Here is a 19,354-nt window from a genome sequence, read left to right on the forward strand (position 1 = left end):
ACACCCTTGACACGCCCCGCGGCTCCGGCACGATCACGCGGTCGCCAGCGGCTCGATTGCGTCAACTCGCTCACGCAGGGCCGGCCGCTCGATCCGCAGTTCGTAGTTCGACTGCAAGTTCATCCAGAACTCCTCGGACGTCCCGAAGTAGCGAGCCAGACGGATCGCCGTATCAGCGGTGATCCCCCGCTTGCCGTGCACGATCTCGTTGATGCGCCGCGGCGGCACACCGATCGACACGGCGAGCTTGTTCTGCGTGATCCCGAAGCCCTCGATGAAATCCTCCATCAAGATCTCTCCCGGATGGATCGGCTCGATCAGGTCACTCTCAGTGGTAGTCGACGAGTTCGACATCGTCTGCACCTCCATCTCTCCAGACGAAGCAGAGTCGCCACTGCGCGTTCACGCGATGCTGTGCTGGCCGCGACGATCGCCGACCAGACGCTCCAGGCGGTTCGCGGGCGGGATCCGGAGGTCCTCGACATCTCTCGCGGCATGGATCAACTCGAGCTTCCGCAAGGTCGCTCGCTGCACGGTGCGATCAACGCGCTTGACGTACTGCTCATGCCAGATGCGCTCGTGTTCCTGCTCCCGAACGATCTGATCACGAGCACAGTGTATGACGGAGTCCGTCAATAACGTTCGACGTTAAACCGAAATTCCACCATGTTCCGTCACCTAACAACCGCTACGCAAGGGACCACGGGTCCGCGACAGGCCGCGCCGGACCGCGCCGATTCCGCAAGATAGACGTATACGTCTATGATTCATAGCGTGCCCACGAACGCTCTCCACAACAAATTGACGTTGCCCATGCTGGGCCTCCTCCTCGAGCAGGCCGACCATGCGTACGGGCTCACGTCGCGCCTCAACGACCGCTACCGACACCTGAGTGCCTCCCGAAGCAGCATCACGACCCTCGCCAAGTCGCTGGCCGCCGCCGAACTGGTCAAGCCTCGCGCACCCGAACGCCTGGGGAACCGCCCACCGAGGACGATCTACGACCTCACCGAGGCTGGCATCGAACACATGCGGCAACGCGTCGATCAAACAATTCGAATCGCGCCCGCCATGGATGTCGACTTCGTCACCGCGCTCGCATACATCGGCCTCCTGAGCAGGAAGCGAGCTGCGGAGGTCCTGGAAGCGAGAACCCGTCAGATCAGGCAGGAGATTGATGGTCTCAGTGACATCCCCACCGGCCTCGCTGAGCTCAAGATGATCGAGGTCGACTACTGGCTGCGCATGCTCACCTCGGAAGCCGCCTGGCTCAAGCAACTCCGCGAACGGATTGAGTCTGGACACATCGATTGGATCGGAGGCACACCGAAATGAAGTACGGCGTCTACCTTGCTGGCCGCGCGGGCACAACGTGCGCAAAGCCAGACCAGCCTGAAAAGATCGCCTCTGCTGTCGACGACCTCATGGGCGGAGTCGCCCACGTCGTCCGCGAATACGTGCATTTCCTAGGCGCCGATCCCGACCCCGAAATAGTTCGATCGCTCGGTGCCCAAGATGAGCTCGTTGGCCTCACCATGCCGGACGAGTGGTACGTCCAGAACGGAAGAGAGTTGGACCTCGTCGTCAGCTATCTCCCTTCAGTTGCGGACATACCCGGATGGCTCGCGTTTCTCGATACTGTCCTGGACCGTTACGGTCACATCGTCCGGTACCTTCAGGTCACCCTCGAGCCGAACTTCCCGATTCCCCTGATCGACGGAAGCTCCCCCGGAGTCATGGAAGCCCTCACCCAAGGACTCCCCCACGCAAAGCGAGTTTCGCCCGCACACGTGAAGGTCGGCTTCTCCGTCGCCGAACCGGCCGAGTGGCTCGGCGGTGATGACGAGTTCTGGCAGTCGCTGGCAAACCTTCCTGCGGAACAGTTCGCGAGCCACGTCGACTACGTCGGCCTCGGCCTCTACCCCGACGCCTTCTCACAGGTCCCGCCCGACGCAGTCCCATTACTCACCCGTGACGCGGTGCAACATCTCCGTTCCCGAAGCCTTGCGACGGCGAAAATTCCACACCGGACACCGATCCACATCGCGGAGTTCGGCTCACCGAGCGGGGAGGCCGGAACTGCGGCAGGGCAAGCTCGCTCCATCTCCGACATGCTGGCGACGATCGACCACATGGCAGAAGAACTCAACATCACCGTCTGCGAGTACTTCGGACTCCGCGACGCAGACTCGTCAGACGGTCAAGCAATCGGAACATTTGGCCTGCTCGATGACGACTACGTCCCCAAGGATTCGTTCGATGTCTATCGACGCATTGTCGAAGCCGGATCTGCTGGTGTGGCCACAAGTTAGACCAAGACGTGATTACACCTTTGGAGCGAAACTCAACACGTCTCCGTAGAGACATCACTCAGGACGCACGAGCAACTCCAGGTGCGATCACATCGAGCCCCGCGGACTCGGCTGCCTCGCCAAGCCTGCGGTCGTAGGTGAGGACGCCCGAAGCATCGAGCCGTATGGCAGCCTCCAGATGCAGTGCATCAAGGGTGCGCAGGTAGGGCATAGGTAGGAAGCCGGCACCGCGGTAAACGGATCGATCGAGCGCAGCGAGCGAGACACCGTCCAGCAGGCGAGTCACATCGGACTGGTCGAGATCCTCCCGAACCGCAACGCGGCGCAGTTCGGTTTCGAGCAGATCGCTGGAGACCAGAGTGACCGGAGTCTGGTCGAGCCAGTCCAGCAGGGAACGGCTCTCGGGCTGATCGATCAACAGCGCCCCGAGGGCAGAAGTGTCGACATAGACGATCGGGACCGCGGTCACAGCCGGTCTCCACGCAGATCGTCAAGGGTCGATGCGATCCCGTTGTCCGAGCACTTGCGCTCGATTGCCAGCGCCGCCCATCCGCCGTCACGTCGCGCCGGACGCGTGATAGGTAGTAAGGGAGCGACGGCATCCAGGGGCACAATCTTCCCCACTGGCACCCCACTATTGGTCAGCACGAAGGAGTGCCCCTCACTCACGGCGCGGAGCACCCGCCCGGACTCGTTGCGCAACTCGCGCTGCGACAAACGCTCCAACTGAGGTTCGCTCATGCTCATTTCGCAAGCGTAGCACGCATGCTACGCGATGCGTGTGCGCGCCAGGCACGAGATCTCAGACGTTAAATCGGAATTCCACCACATCACCGTCAGCCATGACGTAGTCCTTGCCTTCGATCCGCACCTTGCCGGCCGACTTTGCCGCGGCCATCGAACCGGCATCCATCAGGTCCGCGAACGACACGACTTCTGCCTTGATGAACCCGCGCTGGAAATCGGTATGAATCACTCCGGCCGCCTCAGGGGCGGTTGCGCCGACGGGGATCGTCCACGCGCGCGACTCCTTAGGCCCAGCAGTCAGATACGTCTGCAACCCCAACGTGCGGAATCCAGCGTGTGCGAGCAGATCGAGCCCGGAATGGTCCTGCCCGAGTGACTCCAGCAACTCGGCGGCGTCCTCGGGATCGAGTTCGATCAACTCTTCTTCAGTCTTCGCATCGAGGAAAATCGCCTCGGCAGGTGTCACGAGCGCCGCAAGTTCCGCTTTGCGCGCATCGTCAGCGAGGACGTCGGAGTCGACGTTGAACACGTACATGAACGGCTTCGCCGTCAGCAGGTGCAACTCACGCAACAAGTCAGCGTCGATCCCGGCGGCCTTCGCTCCCGCGAAGACCGTCGTACCGCCCTCGAGTAGCTCCTGCGTCTGTTTCACCGCCTCCACGGTCGGTTGCAGATCCTTCTTATTACGCGCGTCTTTCTCCAACCTCGGCAGCGCCTTCTCGATGGTCTGCAGGTCGGCCAGGATCAGCTCGGTGTTGATCGTTTCGACGTCCGCCAACGGATCCACCCGACCGTCGACATGGATCACGTTCTCATCGTTGAATGCGCGCACGACTTGGCAAATCGCGTCCGCCTCACGGATGTTGGCCAGGAACTTGTTACCCAGGCCCTCCCCTTCGCTCGCGCCCTTGACGATGCCGGCAATATCCACGAACGACACCGTCGCAGGCAACTCGCGCTCGCTGTTGAACACCTTGGCGAGTTCACCGAGGCGAGGATCCGGCACGCCTACAACCCCGACGTTGGGCTCGATCGTCGCAAACGGATAGTTCGCGGCGAGAACGTTGTTACGGGTCAGGGCGTTGAAGAGCGTCGACTTCCCGACATTGGGCAGACCGACGATTCCGATAGTGAGACTCACGTCGACATCGTAGTCGCCACTCAATGGCACAATCGCGGCCATGGCCCTCGGCGTAGTACACACCACACGCCACGTGGCGCTACCGCGGCCGTACGATGCTCCTCGGTTGTTCGCCTTCCTCGCCAGTCGCGCGATCCCCGGTGTCGAATCGATTCAGGTCGACGAACAACAGTGGCGCTACAGACGCGCGTTACGCCTGTCACGCGGGTCCGGGCTCGGTGAAGTTCACGTGGCTCAAGGCCACGCTCGACTCACCGCTCGGACGCTCGAGGCCGCGGACGGCGAGGCGGCGCTGGACGCTCTCGAGCGTGTCCTCGACCTCGCACCCACCCCCTCGCAGGTCGATGCCGAGTTGTCACGGCACGCGTCCGTTCGATCGTTGATCGGCGAACGCCCCGGGCTGCGCGTTCCCCGCGCAGCCGACCGAGACGAGGTCGCATTCCGCGCACTGATCGGACAGCAGGTCTCGGTCGCCGCGGCGTCAACAACCTGCGGTGTGATCGCCGAGCAGTACGGCGAGGACCTCCCCCTTGCGCTACAGAGCAGCGACGTCGTCCGCGTGTGGCCGCGTAACGCGACGATTGCCTCCCTCGATCCTCAACTGCTGCGGATGCCGCGCGCGAAGGCCACGGCAGTAGTCACCCTCGCTACTGCCTTGCGCGACGGCCGTGTCGACCTGACGCAGGCGCCGTCAACGGTCCGCGAACAGCTCGTGTCACTTCGCGGCATCGGACCCTGGACAGCCGGCTACGTCAGCATGCGCGCATGTGGTGACAACGACGTCTTGCTCGACGGCGATTTGATCGTCCGACGCGGCGCAGCGTTGATCGGCTTTCCCGAGACGCCCCGGGCGCTGCGGGCCGCCACAGACACGCTTTCACCATGGCGTTCGTATCTCACGATGCACTTGTGGCAGGTGTACGCCGCCCGGACGGCGAAAACTGTCTGAGCCGTCCTGCACCATGACGCCATGGACGTTTCCACGTTGATCATCCTGCTGGTCGCGCTGCTGTGTCTGGGGCTCGGCTGCGCAGCCGGTTACTGGGCCGGGCGCCGCGCCGCGCCGGACGAAGCACCGTTCGAACTTGAAAGCGCCGTCGACCCGCTGCACGAGACGCTACGCCGGGTCGAAGGATTCATTCGTGCGAGCGAGCAACAGCGTTCGACGTCCCAGGGCGAACTCCACGCTCAAGTACGCGCGATGCACTCCATGCAGGCCGAACTCGGCACACAGACCACCGCACTGCTCAATGCCTTACGCGCCCCGCAGGTGCGCGGGCGCTGGGGCGAAATGCAACTGCGTCGCATAGTCGAATCTGCCGGAATGATCGATCATTGCGACTTCACCGAGCAGTACGCCGCGAAGAGGGACGATACGTCCCTACGACCCGACCTCGTCGTACACCTCACTCAGGACCGCGCCGTCGTGGTCGACGCGAAGGTTCCGTTTACGGCATTCATCGAAGCACTCGATAGCGACGATCGCGACCACGCGCGGCTGGTCCGCGAGCATGGCAAGCAGGTGCGTGCGCATCTCGACGTACTCGCCTCCAAGGCGTACCAAGACGCGCTGCCTGACTCCCCCGAGTTCACTGTCCTGTTCATGCCCAGCGATTCGTTCCTACAGTTGGCGTTGCAAAGTGAACCATCGCTGTTGGAGCGCGGGTTCGACCGCAACATCGTGATTGCGACGCCATCGACGCTCCTGGCCCTGCTTCGGACAGTCGCGCACACCTGGCGCCAAGACACCGTCGGCCGAGAGGCTCAGCAGATTTTGCGCCTCGGTCAGCAGTTGCACCAGCGCATTGGCACCTTCACCACTCACCTCGCCAAAGTGGGCTCTGCGCTCAGCTCCAGCGTGTCGCATTACAACAGTGCGATCGGCTCCCTGGAGCGCAACCTACTGCGCACCAGCAGCAAACTGCACCACCTCGGGGTCGCCAGCAGCCACACCGAAGCGCCGCCACCGATCGATCGTGCCGTGCGCGAACTCCACGCCGCCGACCCACAGGAGCGGCCGTTTGATCCCGGCGCTGCGCGCGATACACCGCAGCGCCAGGTCGGGTAGTTTGGTCGACACCAGGGCCGACTGTTTAGCTAGACGCTCAGTCGGGCGCGTATCGCATTCCCTTAACTGAGTGCGCACTATCCTGGGAAGGTCCAGCCCCTCTAGCCCTACAGGTTTGTTGAGTGAACAACGAGCAGGACCGCGAGCCCACACAGTCGCCATCCGCAGACGGCGGACGGCGATCCCGCTGGACCGTTGAACCGGGATCGGTCAGCGACAGCCTTTCGTTCCGCCGACCTGAGGGCATCGAAGATCAGTCGTCGCGGCGTCCGGCCCACGAAATCATCCGGGAGCTCCAGCAGGACCACGGCGTGCCGCCTCGTCGATCACACGCATCCGCGGTCGATCCGATCGAGGACCAGGCAACGATGATCCCGCGCGGCACACCACTGCCGCCCGTCCCGAACGCGGTCGGCGCTCGGCCGCCGCGTCCCGATACACCGACCAGAGCAGGATCGACCGCACAAGCAGCAGCGACCGCCGCGGCGCCACGTGCGAAGTACGCTTCGCCGCGCACCGAGGGCTTGGTCGCCGCCAGCCGGGCGAGTGCGACCGCGACGCACCCCCGACCGAGCACGCAGCAGGAATCGCCCCGGGTGAAACCGGACCTCGGTGAACGACGCGAGTTGCGCGCGGCGACGGGCGGCAGTTCGTCGGCGCTCATCATGGCCGGCTTCGGCGGGGTCGTCCTCGTGGCCATCGGAGGCATTATCGGCGCGCTGCTGGACTACTGGTTCGCCGACCGCATCGGTGTCGTCACCGCCATCGGACTAGCACTCGGTGCAGTCATCGCGGCGCTGGTCACGCGCAAACGGGACCTCATCTCGGTGATCGTCGCACCGCCGATCGTCTTTGCGATCATCGCCGGGGTGGTTCTCCTGCTGTCGTCGAAGGACATCGGGATCACCTCAATCGCAGAGCTCGCGACCCGTGGCTTCGGCCCCATGGCCCTCGCTACCGGACTCGCGGCGATCATTGGTGGAATCCGCCTCGCGAGTTCGAAAGCGGGCGACCGTCGCTGAGGCACACCTCGCCTCGATCTCGATAGCCCGCCGCTGCGAAATCACCGGTCCTGAGTGATCACCAGTCGCAGAGAGCAACCTTCGCGCACATCCGCCGCGGACTGCGGCTCAACGCGGCGGGCCGAGGCTCAACGGCAGGCCGGGCTACGAGGAAGCGGGCGATGCCGCCCGCAGATCCTTCTTGAGTTCACGAGGCAGGGAGAACGTCAAACGCTCCTCAGCCTCGGTCACCACCTCGACATCGTCGAATCCGTGCTGCGACAGCACCGCGAGCACACCGCGCACCAGATCATCAGGCACGGACGCGCCGCTGGTCAAACCGACGGTCTGCACACCTTCCAGCCACGCGAGGTCGATGTCCTCGGGGTAGTCGATGAGGTGCGACGCGCGGGCGCCGCATTCAAGTGCGACCTCGACCAACCGCACCGAGTTCGACGAGTTGCGTGACCCGACCACCAGCACGAGATCGCACTGGCCGGCAAAACGTTTCACCGCCATCTGACGGTTCTGGGTGGCGTAGCAGATGTCGTCGCTCGGCGGCGAGATCAGCTTCGGGAACCGCTCCTTGAGCGCGGCTACCGTGCGCATCGTCTCGTCAACCGACAGCGTGGTCTGTGATAGCCACACGACCCGCTCGGGGTCACGAACCTGCACGTTCGCAACATCATCCGGTCCGTCAATGAGGTGGATATGTTCTGGAGCCTCGCCCGAGGTCCCGACAACCTCTTCGTGGCCTTCGTGCCCGATGAGCAGGATGTCGAAGTCGTCGGAGGCGAAACGGCGCGCTTCCATATGCACCTTGGTGACCAGCGGGCACGTCGCGTCGATCGTGCGCAGGTTCAGCGCCTTCGCCTCTTCATGCACCGTCGGCGCGACACCGTGCGCGGAGAACACCACGATCGACCCCTCGGGGACTTCTTCGGTCTCCTCGACGAAAATCGCACCGCGCTTCTCCAGCGTGCGGACGACGTGCACGTTGTGCACGATCTGCTTGCGCACGTACACGGGAGCGCCGTACAACTCGAGGGCCTTCTCGACGGTCACGACCGCTCGATCGACGCCCGCGCAGTAGCCGCGGGGGTTGGCCAGCAATACCTTCTTGCCAGTGCCGGAGGACGTCGAGGAGAGTGCCTGCGGACTGAGATCGGGCGCGTGCGAATCCATGACTCCAGACTACGCAGCCAAACGCACCAGTGCCGCCCGTGCGCGGTATAGGCCACATAGGGCAATCTAGAGACATGCCTTCTTCGCCAGTGCCTCCTTCCGTAGCGGCCTTCCTCCCGGCCGACCTGCCGTCGCCGCTGAAGGCCATCGCCGGTATCGCGGTGACGATGGTCCACGACGCCAAGAACCTGCCCGAACGGGCCGGACAACTGCCCACCTCGTTGCTGACTCATCTGGCCGCGAAATCACTGAAGGTGCAGCAGCAGTACGCGCAATGGGTGGCGCGCGGCGAGGAATTCCTCGGCGCGTTGCAGGAACCATCCGAAGAAGTTCCGCCGTGGGCGACGTTCGATGAGGATCTTCCCTCCGATGACGCCCAGGATGACGAGCTCGCCGCCGCGGGGCTCGGCCCGGGATCGGCCTTCGACATGCAGGACACCGACGACCTGCCCGTAGCGCGGCACCGCGCAGGCACCCGCGGCGAGCGCGATGAATCAGCGGCGACCGCGAATGACTCCATCGAGGCACCCACACCGGTCAAGAAACCGAGTGGAGCGAAGAAGTCCGCGCCCGCCAAGAAGGCCGCACCAGCCAAGAAGTCTGCACCAGCTAAAAAGGCGGCGCCCGCCAAGAAGTCTTCCCCCAAGAATGCAGCGCCTGCGAAGGCGTCGACGGGGATCGCGACCAAGAAATCAGCACCCGCCAAAAAGGCGGCCCCCGCCGCCGAACCGGGCCAGGATGTCGCCGACTCACCGAGCGCAGCCGCGAGCGGTCCCGTCAAACTCACCACGGCCGACGTAAACACAGGTGACCCACGCGCAACGTCGACTCCGGGTGCACCGCAACCCTTACCCGAGTTCGATACCCTCACCATCCCGCAGTTACGTACCCGGCTGAAGTCGCTGCGCACCCCGCAAATCACCGAACTCATCGGCTACGAGGAGGCCACGCGTAACCGTCCCGCCGTGCTCGGGATGCTCCGCGCCCGACTCGACACCCTGCAGAAGTGACCGGTGGCGGCAAACCCACGTAGCCCCGAAGACCCGTACTCGGTACGCGTCATCGCGGGCAAGATCGAAGGCTGGATCGCTCGGCTCGGCGCGGTATGGCTGGAGGGTGAGATCGCGCAACTCAACGTACGTTCGGGCGCGAAACTCGCCTACCTCACCTTGCGCGACGTCGAAGCGCCGTACTCGCTACCGGTGACGGTGCAAGCCTCCGTACTGCACACCGTCGAGGGCGGGGTCGCCGAAGGCAGCCGCATCGTCATGCACTGCAAGCCAGAGTTCTATGCGGCGCGCGGCCAGTTTTCGATGCGAGCCCGCGAAATCCGGCCCGTCGGGCTCGGCGACCTGCTCGCGCGAATTGAACGACTCCGCAAGGCGCTGGACGCCGAGGGCCTGTTTGCCCCGGGCCTGAAACGCCCATTGCCGTTCCTGCCCTCCCGTATCGGGTTGATCACTGGTCGCGACAGCGCTGCCGAGAAGGACGTGCTGACGAATGCGCGCAAGCGTTGGCCTGCCGTGCAGTTCACCGTGCTGAACGTCGCCGTCCAAGGCCGTACCGCCGCCGGCGAGGTGATCGATGCGCTGCGCAGGCTCGATGCCGATCAGGACATCGACGTCGTTATCGTCGCGCGCGGCGGCGGGTCTGTCGAAGATCTGCTGCCGTTCAGCGACGAATCAATGGTGCGGGCCGTATCCCGCATGACGACCCCGGTGATCAGCGCCATCGGGCACGAACCGGACGCTCCCCTGTTGGACTATGTCGCGGATGTGCGTGCTTCCACACCGACCGACGCCGCGAAAAAGGTCGTCCCGGATGTCGCTGAGGAGTACGCCCTGATCGCGCGGGGACGCGAGCAAATCCGGCGTACGCTGCAACGCGCCATCGACGCCGGCTACCACCACCTCGATCAACTCACCTCCCGTCCGGTGCTGGCCGATCCCGCCAGCATGATCACCTCGCGGCGTGAGGACATCGACCGCGGCCTTGAGCGCGTTCGCCGTACACTGACGCACCATCTCGCGCTCGAGCGGGAGTCGCTGGGCACGGCGCGCGCACGGGTGACCGCGCTGTCACCCACCGCCACGTTGCAGCGTGGGTATGCCGTACTGCAGCGCGGTGACGGAACAGTCGTCACGGACACCGCAGTGGCCTCGGGCGATCACCTCAGCGCATTGGTATCCGACGGTCGCATCGACGTCACCGTAGAGAACACACACCCCAAGGAGCAGGCATGAGCCAGCCGTACGACCCGCCGGCCGACGGCACGTCCGAGGCCACTCACCCGGATGACGGCCTGACGTATGAACAGGCTCGACAGGCATTGGGAGAGGTCGTGCAGTCATTGGAAGCCGGCGGCGTGAGCCTCGCGGAGTCCATCGCGCTCTGGGAACGCGGCGAGCGGCTGGCCAACGCGTGCCAACGACTGCTCGACGGCGCTCAGGAGCGCCTCGATGCGGCGATCGAACGCGCCGAACAGGCTGGCGGCGACTAACTACTCGACCGGGGCTACCGTGACGACCGATCCGGCGAGTTCGCGCAGTTCAGAGTATTCCGCGGTCCCCGCGATAACGACGACGAACCCGGAACCTTCTGCCACCAGAGCACGCCCCGCACTGGTGCTCATCGGCACCCACGTCAACCCGGCCATCTCGGCGGGTTCGCCATCGGGGTCATCGATGACGTTCGCGTTGGCCAATGCCGTATCGATCGTCTCTTCGCGCCCTTGTGAGCTGATCACGAATCGCGCGTAATCATCATCGGGCGTGACGTAGCCGATCGATAACCCCAAGATGGTCTTGTCTTCATCGTCGTCCCGTAACAACACCGAGGACGTCGGGGCCCACGCATCCGGCAGATCATTCGGTGCATACAACTCGTACGGCACGGCGTTCGCGGCTGCGCGAATGTCCCCAGCAGGGTCCACCCTGGTGACGTCATCGCCCGGTCCGCAGAAATAGACGAACCCCAGAATGAGGACGACGATCGGGATCAGGGACCAGAGCATGTCCCGGATCGTTTCGTAGCCGCGCTTGCGCGGGCGGTAGGGCTGGGTATCGGCCACCCGTCAATCATGCCTGGTGTGCCGTCGTCAAACGCACTGACCCCGCTGCATAGTATGGATGAAACCCGCTGCTAAGGAGACCGCCTGTGTCCGTTGAGAACGCGTCCGTGCAGAAGCAGAAATCGACCCAGTTGCCTGATCGCAACATTGCTTTGGACCTCGTCCGAGTAACGGAGGCGGCCGCACTCGCGGCATCCCGGTGGGTCGGTCGCGGACGAAAGATCGACGGGGACGGCGCCGCCGTTGACGCCATGCGTTCGCTCATCTCCACCGTCGACATGCAGGGTGTCGTGGTCATCGGCGAGGGCGAGAAAGACCACGCCCCGATGCTGTTCAATGGTGAGAAGGTCGGCGCCGGTACCGGTCCGGCGTACGACGTCGCTGTTGACCCCATCGACGGTACGACCCTGATGGCGAAGGGCATGCCCAACGCGATTGCCGTGATCGCGATGGCCGACCGCGGTTCGATGTTCGATCCGTCCGCCGTGTTCTACATGGAGAAGATCGCCGTCGGGCCGGACGCGGTTGGCTCGATCGACATCAATGCCTCGGTAGCGGAAAATCTGACTCAGATCGGCAAGGCCAAGGGCCGCCCCGTGCGTGACCTGACAGTGTGCGTGCTGGAGCGCCCGCGCCACGAAGCCCTGGTTGAGGAAATCCGCGCGACCGGCGCGCGCATCAAGTTCATCACTGACGGGGATGTCGCTGGTGCCATCGCAGCCGCCCGGCCCGACTCAGGTGTCGACGTGCTGTTTGGGGTCGGCGGCACTCCCGAAGGCATCATTGCGGCGTGCGCCCTGAAGTGTATGGGCGGCGAGATCCAGGGCAAACTCTGGCCGCGCGATGAGGCCGAGCGGCAGAAGGCTATCGACGCCGGCCACGACCTCGACCGAGTCCTCGGCATCAACGAACTGGTCAGCGGCGAGAACGTGTTCTTCAGCGCTACCGGTATCACCGACGGCGAACTGCTGCGCGGCGTGCGGTACGAGGGCGATGGCGCGTGGACGTCATCGCTGGTGATGCGCCACTCCTCCGGCACGATCCGACAGATCGACGCACGACACCGCATCGAAAAGGTGCACGGCTACTACGACGACGTAGACGTTCAGCCGTAATCCAAACCAGAACGCGGCACCGCCCCGGCCCAACTCGCCCGGGGCGGTGCTGTGTCTCTCGCCGATCTTTACTGCGGCTCCCCTTCGAGCAGCGTCGTCACCAACGCCGCGATCGGTGAGCGTTCGCTGCGACTGAGGGTGTAGTGCGCGAACAGCGGGTGGCCCTTCATGGCCTCGATCACCGCGTTGATGCCATCGTGGCGCCCCACCCGCAAGTTATCGCGCTGCGCAACGTCATGAGTGAGCACCACGCGGGAATTCTGACCGATCCGGCTGAGCACGGTCAGCAGCACATTGCGCTCCAACGATTGCGCCTCATCGACGATGACGAACGCGTCATGCAGTGAACGACCGCGGATGTGCGTCAACGGCAACACCTCAAGCAGATCACGCTGCAGCACCTCGTCGATCACCTGCCGCGAGGTCACTGCACCGAGGGTGTCGAAAACCGCCTGCGCCCACGGGTTCATTTTCTCGCCCTCGGTACCGGGCAGGTACCCGAGGTCCTGACCGCCGACGGCATACAGCGGGCGGAACACGATCACTTTCTTGTGCACGCGGCGCTCCAACACCGCCTCCAGACCCGCGCAGAGCGCGAGCGCTGACTTACCTGTCCCGGCCCGTCCACCGAGCGACACGATGCCCACTGAGTCGTCCAGCAGAGTCTCCATCGCGATCCGCTGTTCGGCCGAACGCCCACGCAGCCCAAACGCCTCGGCATTCCCACGAACCAACTGGACCTGCTTCTGCGGTGTGACGCGCCCCAGTGCCGAACTGCCACCCGCAGCGTCCAATACCACGCCGGTGTGACAGGGAAGCTCGCGCGCGTCGTCCAGATCGATGACATTCGATTCGAACAGGCCATCCAGAACGTCGGGGGTGACATCGAGTGTGCGCATGCCCGTCCAGCCCGTTTGCACGGCGCCGATCGCGCGGTACTCCTCAGCGGCCACCCCGACGGAGGCAGCCTTCACCCGCAGCGGCATGTCCTTGGTGACCAGGACAACGTCGTGCCCTTCGGATCCCAAGTTAGCTGCCACAGCGAGGATCCGCGCATCGTTAGTGCCGTCGCGCAGTCCGGTCGGCAGGATCTGCGCATCGACGTGATTCAGCTCGACCCGAATCGTGCCTCCCTCGACACCGATCGGAACCGGGCCGTCGAGACGGCCGTGCTCATCCCGTAAATCATCTAGGGTGCGCAGCGATTCGCGCGCAAACCAACCGAGCTCGGGGTGGTGACGCTTCGCCTCCAACTCACTGATCACCACGATTGGCAAAACGATGTCGTGCTCGCCAAATCGTCGCAGCGCGGCGGGGTCAGCCAACAGCACGCTGGTGTCGAGTACATAGCAGCGACGCGCGACCTCACCCTCCCCTGGTGCCAGACCCTGCGGGTCGGTGGACAGTGAGCTGAGGTTCACTCGAGGTGCCATGTGTAGTTCTCCTGGATGATTGAGGAGGCGTTATCGACTTCATGGTCCGTCTGAAGTTGTGGGCCTTACTTCTGCTCAAGGTAACCGTTGCCCAGCCCCGGCCTCGCAACGACACGCAACTGATCGGTTACCGCCGTGTGAACTCGCGAGGTCCGCGCCTACGTCACGTGTGAACTCGCAAGGTCCGTGCCTACGTCACAATCGCCGCCATTCGTCCCCGCGTCTACGATCTGCTTATGAGCGCTGACGTCACGATCGTTGAGGTATCCGCCCGCGACGGCCTACAGAATGAATCGACCCTGCTGAGCACCGGAGCCAAGGTGAGCCTCATCGAGCAGTTGATCGATGCCGGCGTACGCCGCCTGGAGGCTGTGTCGTTCGTGCACCCCAAGGTCGTCCCCGCGATGGCCGACGCCGAAGCTGTCATGGAGGCCGTGCCGCGCCGCGACGATGTGTCGTACATCGGCCTGGTGCTGAACCCACGCGGCTGGGCTCGCGCGCAGGCCGCCGGGGTCGACGAGGTGAACGTGGTCGCGAGCGCCTCGGAAGGTTTCGCGCAACGCAACCAAAATTCGTCGGTAGAGGCGATCATCGCCGACGCCGAGGAAGTCATCGACGCCGTCACGACTGCAGGGCTCCCGGTGTCCATCACGCTCACGACGTCCTTCGGTTGCCCGTTCGACGGCGAGGTCGACCCGGATGTCGTCATCGGATTGGCGAAGCGCGCCGTACGCGCCGGTGCCCAGGAGATCGCGCTCGGCGACACGATTGGCGTCGCGGTGCCGAGCCAGGTCACCTCGCTGTTCACGGCCCTCCGAGCGGAGGTCGGCGACGCTGTCCGGCTGCGTGGACATTTCCACAACACCCGCAACACCGGGTATGCGAATGCCTACGCGGCGCTGCAGGCAGGGGTGCGCGTGCTCGATTCCTCCGCGGGCGGTATCGGTGGCTGCCCATTCGCGCCGAACGCGACCGGCAATATCGCAACCGAAGACCTGCTATATCTGCTGCACCGAATGGGCTACAGCACCGGGATCGATCTGGACAAGGTCACCGGTGTGGCGAGCTTCCTCGCAGGCGAGTTGCAGCACGACACTCCGGCCCTGTTGGGGAAGGCAGGCAACTTCCCGCCCCGGTAGGCGGCTCCGCACTGCCTGGCCGCTTGAGCGACGCGGCGCCGTACCTCGCGGACTGCGCCGACGGCACACCGCGCAGGACGACGGTCTGGCGGCGCACCCACGGCACGCGAAAGGCCCGCAGGCACAACGCCTGCGGGCCAATCGAGCGACAGTTGACTTAGCTGTAGAAGCCGTCGTCGAACGTATCCAGCGGGACGGCCTGGCCGGAGCCCTGACCGAAGACGCTGTCGTCGTAGTAACCGCCCTCTTCGAAGCTGGCCATCGAGTACATCGCCGCGCGGGCTTCCTCGGTGGGCTCAACGTTGATGTTGCGGTAACGCGCGATACCGGTACCGGCCGGGATCAGCTGACCGATGATGACGTTCTCCTTCAGGCCGACGAGCGAATCGCTCTTGCCCTGGATCGCGGCATCGGTGAGCACGCGGGTGGTCTCCTGGAAGGAGGCCGCCGACAGCCACGACTCGGTCGCCAGCGACGCCTTGGTGATACCCATCAGCACCGGACGACCCGAGGCAGGCTCGCCGCCCTCGCCCACGACGCGACGGTTCTCCGACAGGAACTGCGCGTTCTCCGGCAGCGATCCGGGCAGGAACTCCGTCGAGCCCGAGTCGATGACGGTGATCCGCTTCAGCATCTGGCGGACGATCACCTCGATGTGCTTGTCGTGGATCTGCACACCCTGCGAGCGGTAGACCTCCTGGACCTCGCGCACCAGGTGCAGCTGCACCTCACGTGGGCCCATGATCCGCAGCACTTCGTGCGGGTCAACCGCGCCGTCGGTCATCTGCTGACCGATCTCCACGTGGCTGCCGTCCTCGACGCGCAGCCGCACACGCTTGGAGATCTTCTCGTAGGCGATCTCGTCGCTACCGTCGTCCGGGATGATCGTGATCTTGCGCTGCTTGTCCTGATCATCGATCTGGATGCGACCGGCGGTCTCGGCGATAGGCGCCTTGCCCTTGGGGACACGCGCTTCGAACAACTCGACCACACGCGGCAGACCGTGCGTGATGTCACCGCTGTCGGACACCGCACCACCGGTGTGGAAGGTACGCATCGTCAACTGGGTACCGGGCTCACCGATCGACTGTGCCGCGATGATGCCGACAGCCTCACCGACGTCCACGGTCTTGCCGGTGGCCAGCGAGCGACCGTAGCACGCTGCGCAGGTACCGACAGCGGACTCACAGGTGAGCACGCAACGGACGCGAACTTCCTTGATACCGGCGGCGATCAGCGCGTCGATCACGGTGTCGCCCAGGTCAGAACCGGCCGCGGCGATCACGGTGCCGTCGACCTTGACATCCTCAGCGAGGGTGCGAGCGTACGACGAGGTCTCGGCGTGCTGGTCCTTGATCAGCGTGCCGTCAGCGCCTTCGGCCGCAATCGGCATGACGACAGCACGCTCGGTGCCGCAGTCTTCCTCGCGGATGATGACGTCCTGCGAAACATCCACCAGACGACGGGTCAGGTAACCCGAGTCGGCCGTACGCAACGCGGTGTCAGCCAGGCCCTTACGAGCGCCGTGGGTGGCGATGAAGAACTCCAGTACCGACAGGCCCTCACGGTAGGAGGACTTGATCGGACGCGGGATGATCTCACCCTTCGGGTTGGCCACCAGACCACGCATACCGGCGATCTGACGCAACTGCAGCCAGTTACCACGCGCACCGGAGTCGATCATGACGAAGACCGGGTTGGTCTCCTCGAAGTTCGACTCGGTCGCCTTGGCAACCTCCTCCGTGGCGCGAGTCCACACCTCGATGAGCTCCTGACGGCGCTCATCGCCGGTGATCATGCCGCGCTGGTACTGCTTCTCGATCTTGTCGGCGTCCGCCTCGTAGCGACCGATGATCTCGGGCTTCTGCGGCGGTGTCGACACGTCCTCGATACCGATCGTGATGCCCGCGCGGGTCGCCCAGAAGAAGCCGGTCGACTTGAGCGCATCCAGCGACGCGGCGACCTGCACCTTGGGATAGCGCTCGGCCAGGTCGTTGACGATCTGGCCCAGTTCCTTCTTGGACACCGGGTAGTTGATGAACCGGTAGTCCTCGGGCAGCGCTTCGTTGAAGATGACGCGACCAAGGCTGGTCTCCAGCAGCACCGGATCGCCGGGCTCCCAGCCCTCGGGGGCAACCCACGGCTCGGCGACACCGTTGTCGACCGACGGCACGTCGTGCAACCGGATCTTGCACTTCGCGTCGATAGCGAGCAGGCCACGATCGAACGCCATCAGTGCCTCGGCGTGCGAGGAGAACACGTCGCCCTCGCCCGCTCCACCACCGATCAGGTTCGACAGGTAGTACAGGCCGATGATCATCTCGTGCGACGGCGCCGTGATCGGACGACCGGACGCCGGCGACAGGATGTTGTTGCTCGAGAGCATCAGAATGCGCGCTTCTGCCTGCGACTCGGCGGACAGCGGCAGGTGCACCGCCATCTGGTCACCGTCGAAGTCAGCGTTGAACGCGGCACACACCAGCGGGTGGATCTGGATGGCCTTGCCCTCGACCAACTGCGGCTCGAACGCCTGGATACCCAGACGGTGCAACGTAGGAGCACGGTTCAGCAGCACCGGGTGCTCGGTGATGACCTCTTCGAGGACGTCCCACACCTGCGGGCGAGCACGCTCAACCATCCGCTTGGCCGACTTGATGTTCTGCGCATGCTGCAGATCAACCAGACGCTTCATCACGAACGGCTTGAACAGCTCGAGCGCCATCAACTTCGGCAAGCCGCACTGATGCAACTTCAGCTGCGGACCGACGACGATGACCGAACGGCCGGAGTAGTCAACGCGCTTACCAAGCAGGTTCTGACGGAAACGACCCTGCTTACCCTTGAGCAGGTCCGAGAGCGACTTCAACGGACGGTTACCCGGGCCGGTGACCGGACGGCCACGGCGACCGTTGTCGAACAGCGCGTCCACGGACTCCTGCAGCATCCGCTTCTCGTTGCTGATGATGATGTCGGGAGCACCGAGATCCAGCAGACGCTTGAGGCGGTTGTTGCGGTTGATCACGCGACGGTACAGGTCATTGAGGTCGCTGGTCGCGAAGCGCCCACCGTCGAGTTGCACCATCGGGCGCAACTCCGGCGGGACCACCGGTACGGCGTCCAGCACCATGCCGGCAGGCGAATTGCCAGTGGCCTGGAAGTGGGCGACGACCTTCAGGCGCTTCAGCGCACGGATCTTCTTCTGGCCCTTGCCCTCGGCGATGATCTCGCGCAGCTTGGCGGCTTCGGCGTCCAGGTCGAAGTCCTGCAGCAGCTTCTGCAGCGCCGCGGCGCCCATCCCGCCTTCGAAGTACTCACCGAAGCGGTCGGACAGTTCGCGGTACAGCATCTCGTCGACGATCAGATCGCCAACGGTCAACTTGCGGAACGTATCGGAGACCTCGTCGATGCGATCGATCTCGCGCTGGGCGCGATCGCGCATTTGACGCATCTCGCGCTCGCCACCGTCGCGCACCTTGCGGCGGACGTCGGCCTTGGCGCCCTCTGCCTCAAGCTCGGCGAGGTCGGTCTCGAGCTTCTTCGCACGGGTCTCCAGGTCGGCGTCCCGCTTGTTCTCGAGCTGCTTCTTCTCCGCGGCGACCTCGGCTTCGATGGTCGGCAGATCACGATGGCGGCCATCGGTATCGACGCTGGTGATCAGGTAGGCGGCGAAGTAGATGATCTTCTCGAGATCCTTCGGCGCGATATCGAGCAGGTAGCCCAGGCGCGAGGGAACACCCTTGAAGTACCAGATGTGGGTAACCGGAGCGGCCAACTCGATGTGGCCCATCCGCTCGCGGCGGACCTTCGCTCGGGTGACCTCAACGCCACACCGCTCGCAGATGATGCCCTTGAAGCGGACGCGCTTGTACTTGCCGCAGTAGCACTCCCAGTCGCGGGTCGGGCCGAAGATCTTCTCGCAGAAGAGCCCGTCCTTTTCCGGACGCAGGGTGCGGTAATTGATGGTTTCGGGCTTCTTGACCTCGCCGTACGACCATGCGCGGATGTCGTCAGCGGTCGCCAGCCCGATCTTGAGCTGATCGAAGACATTTACGTCGAACACGTATGTAGTCCCTTGTTTCTATGAGTGTGAGGGGGCCAGCCCCTCGGGGAAGGTCGAAGGACGACGCGGGCTCAGTAACAGCG

Annotated in this window: 19 protein-coding genes; 10 read left to right on the top strand and 9 right to left on the bottom strand. The window is 64.3% G+C overall.

Translation table 11 applies throughout. The features are described 5' to 3' along the window. Positions 1-33 precede the first annotated feature (33 nt). Together E1H16_RS00965 and E1H16_RS18995 are read right to left on the bottom strand one after the other, a co-directional pair. Positions 34-354, bottom strand: a complete 321-nt coding sequence (locus E1H16_RS00965) for a HigA family addiction module antitoxin (RefSeq protein ID WP_134321828.1) — start codon at positions 352-354, stop codon at positions 34-36. Positions 355-402: 48 nt separating this feature from the next. Beyond that, positions 403-534 carry a type II toxin-antitoxin system RelE/ParE family toxin gene (locus E1H16_RS18995; protein WP_243837636.1) on the bottom strand — a complete coding sequence of 44 codons (132 nt, stop codon included), beginning with the start codon at positions 532-534 and terminating at the stop codon, positions 403-405. A 240-nt stretch (positions 535-774) separates the two neighbouring features. Between E1H16_RS18995 and E1H16_RS00975 the strand changes: the two genes are divergently transcribed. Both E1H16_RS00975 and E1H16_RS00980 read left to right on the top strand, forming a co-directional pair. Beyond that, positions 775-1,335 (top strand): helix-turn-helix transcriptional regulator, encoded by a 561-nt coding sequence (locus tag E1H16_RS00975; protein ID WP_166741572.1) that lies wholly within the window; start codon positions 775-777, stop codon positions 1,333-1,335. Then, on the top strand, positions 1,332-2,312 hold the full coding sequence (locus tag E1H16_RS00980; RefSeq protein ID WP_134321830.1) for a hypothetical protein: 981 nt from the start codon (positions 1,332-1,334) through the stop codon (positions 2,310-2,312). The genes E1H16_RS00975 and E1H16_RS00980 overlap by 4 nt, the downstream gene beginning before the upstream one ends. Before the next feature lie 58 nt (positions 2,313-2,370). Here the strand turns inward: E1H16_RS00980 and E1H16_RS00985 are convergent, their stop codons facing one another. Genes E1H16_RS00985 through ychF form a run of 3 tightly spaced genes read right to left on the bottom strand, consistent with a single transcriptional unit; the run spans position 2,371 to position 4,200 of the window. Next, on the bottom strand, positions 2,371-2,781 hold the full coding sequence (locus tag E1H16_RS00985; protein WP_134321831.1) for a type II toxin-antitoxin system VapC family toxin: 411 nt from the start codon (positions 2,779-2,781) through the stop codon (positions 2,371-2,373). After that, positions 2,778-3,059, bottom strand: coding sequence for a type II toxin-antitoxin system Phd/YefM family antitoxin (locus tag E1H16_RS00990; RefSeq protein WP_134321832.1), 282 nt, complete (start codon positions 3,057-3,059; stop codon positions 2,778-2,780). Before E1H16_RS00990 ends, E1H16_RS00985 begins: the two co-directional genes overlap by 4 nt. A gap of 55 nt (positions 3,060-3,114) precedes the next feature. Beyond that, positions 3,115-4,200, bottom strand: coding sequence for a redox-regulated ATPase YchF (gene ychF / locus E1H16_RS00995; protein ID WP_134321833.1), 1,086 nt, complete (start codon positions 4,198-4,200; stop codon positions 3,115-3,117). A gap of 40 nt (positions 4,201-4,240) precedes the next feature. Between ychF and E1H16_RS01000 the strand changes: the two genes are divergently transcribed. The 3 genes from E1H16_RS01000 to E1H16_RS01010 all read left to right on the top strand — a co-directional run bounded on the left by E1H16_RS01000 (position 4,241) and on the right by E1H16_RS01010 (position 7,290). Next, positions 4,241-5,149, top strand: coding sequence for a DNA-3-methyladenine glycosylase family protein (locus tag E1H16_RS01000; RefSeq protein WP_134321834.1), 909 nt, complete (start codon positions 4,241-4,243; stop codon positions 5,147-5,149). 21 nt (positions 5,150-5,170) lie between these two features. After that, on the top strand, positions 5,171-6,268 hold the full coding sequence (locus E1H16_RS01005; RefSeq protein WP_134321835.1) for a DNA recombination protein RmuC: 1,098 nt from the start codon (positions 5,171-5,173) through the stop codon (positions 6,266-6,268). 122 nt (positions 6,269-6,390) lie between these two features. Then, positions 6,391-7,290, top strand: a complete 900-nt coding sequence (locus E1H16_RS01010; RefSeq protein ID WP_134321836.1) for a DUF6542 domain-containing protein — start codon at positions 6,391-6,393, stop codon at positions 7,288-7,290. A 144-nt stretch (positions 7,291-7,434) separates the two neighbouring features. Here the strand turns inward: E1H16_RS01010 and E1H16_RS01015 are convergent, their stop codons facing one another. After that, complete coding sequence (locus E1H16_RS01015; RefSeq protein WP_134321837.1) at positions 7,435-8,454, bottom strand: 4-hydroxy-3-methylbut-2-enyl diphosphate reductase; 1,020 nt, start codon at positions 8,452-8,454, stop codon at positions 7,435-7,437. A gap of 74 nt (positions 8,455-8,528) precedes the next feature. On the opposite strand from E1H16_RS01015, the gene E1H16_RS01020 reads away from it, so the two are divergent. Genes E1H16_RS01020 through E1H16_RS01030 form a run of 3 tightly spaced genes read left to right on the top strand, consistent with a single transcriptional unit; the run spans position 8,529 to position 10,954 of the window. Next, entirely contained in the window at positions 8,529-9,464 is a 936-nt protein-coding gene (locus E1H16_RS01020; RefSeq protein ID WP_134321838.1) for a lipid droplet-associated protein, read from the top strand. A gap of 3 nt (positions 9,465-9,467) precedes the next feature. After that, positions 9,468-10,697, top strand: a complete 1,230-nt coding sequence (xseA, locus tag E1H16_RS01025; protein ID WP_134321839.1) for an exodeoxyribonuclease VII large subunit — start codon at positions 9,468-9,470, stop codon at positions 10,695-10,697. Then, on the top strand, positions 10,694-10,954 hold the full coding sequence (locus E1H16_RS01030) for an exodeoxyribonuclease VII small subunit (protein ID WP_134321840.1): 261 nt from the start codon (positions 10,694-10,696) through the stop codon (positions 10,952-10,954). The genes xseA and E1H16_RS01030 overlap by 4 nt, the downstream gene beginning before the upstream one ends. Here the strand turns inward: E1H16_RS01030 and E1H16_RS01035 are convergent, their stop codons facing one another. Then, positions 10,955-11,524 (bottom strand): DUF4245 domain-containing protein, encoded by a 570-nt coding sequence (locus E1H16_RS01035; protein WP_134321841.1) that lies wholly within the window; start codon positions 11,522-11,524, stop codon positions 10,955-10,957. It lies immediately after the preceding gene. Between the two features lie 86 nt (positions 11,525-11,610). On the opposite strand from E1H16_RS01035, the gene glpX reads away from it, so the two are divergent. Continuing rightward, complete coding sequence (gene glpX / locus E1H16_RS01040) at positions 11,611-12,639, top strand: class II fructose-bisphosphatase (RefSeq protein ID WP_134321842.1); 1,029 nt, start codon at positions 11,611-11,613, stop codon at positions 12,637-12,639. 68 nt (positions 12,640-12,707) lie between these two features. On the opposite strand, the gene E1H16_RS01045 is transcribed toward glpX, so the two are convergent. Then, a complete protein-coding gene (locus E1H16_RS01045) occupies positions 12,708-14,072 on the bottom strand; it encodes an RNA 5'-3' helicase PhoH2 (RefSeq protein WP_134321843.1) in 1,365 nt (454 codons plus the stop codon). A 236-nt stretch (positions 14,073-14,308) separates the two neighbouring features. Here E1H16_RS01045 and E1H16_RS01050 point away from each other — a divergent pair, with 236 nt between their 5' ends. Further along, the gene (locus E1H16_RS01050; protein ID WP_134321844.1) at positions 14,309-15,211 is read left to right on the top strand and encodes a hydroxymethylglutaryl-CoA lyase; all 903 of its coding nucleotides are present in this window, start codon (positions 14,309-14,311) and stop codon (positions 15,209-15,211) included. Positions 15,212-15,368: 157 nt separating this feature from the next. Here the strand turns inward: E1H16_RS01050 and E1H16_RS01055 are convergent, their stop codons facing one another. Beyond that, the gene (locus E1H16_RS01055) at positions 15,369-19,271 is read right to left on the bottom strand and encodes a DNA-directed RNA polymerase subunit beta' (RefSeq protein ID WP_134321845.1); all 3,903 of its coding nucleotides are present in this window, start codon (positions 19,269-19,271) and stop codon (positions 15,369-15,371) included. Between the last annotated feature and the right edge of the window lie 83 nt (positions 19,272-19,354).

This window comes from Cumulibacter soli (assembly GCF_004382795.1).
Lineage (GTDB): Bacteria > Actinomycetota > Actinomycetes > Mycobacteriales > Antricoccaceae > Cumulibacter > Cumulibacter soli.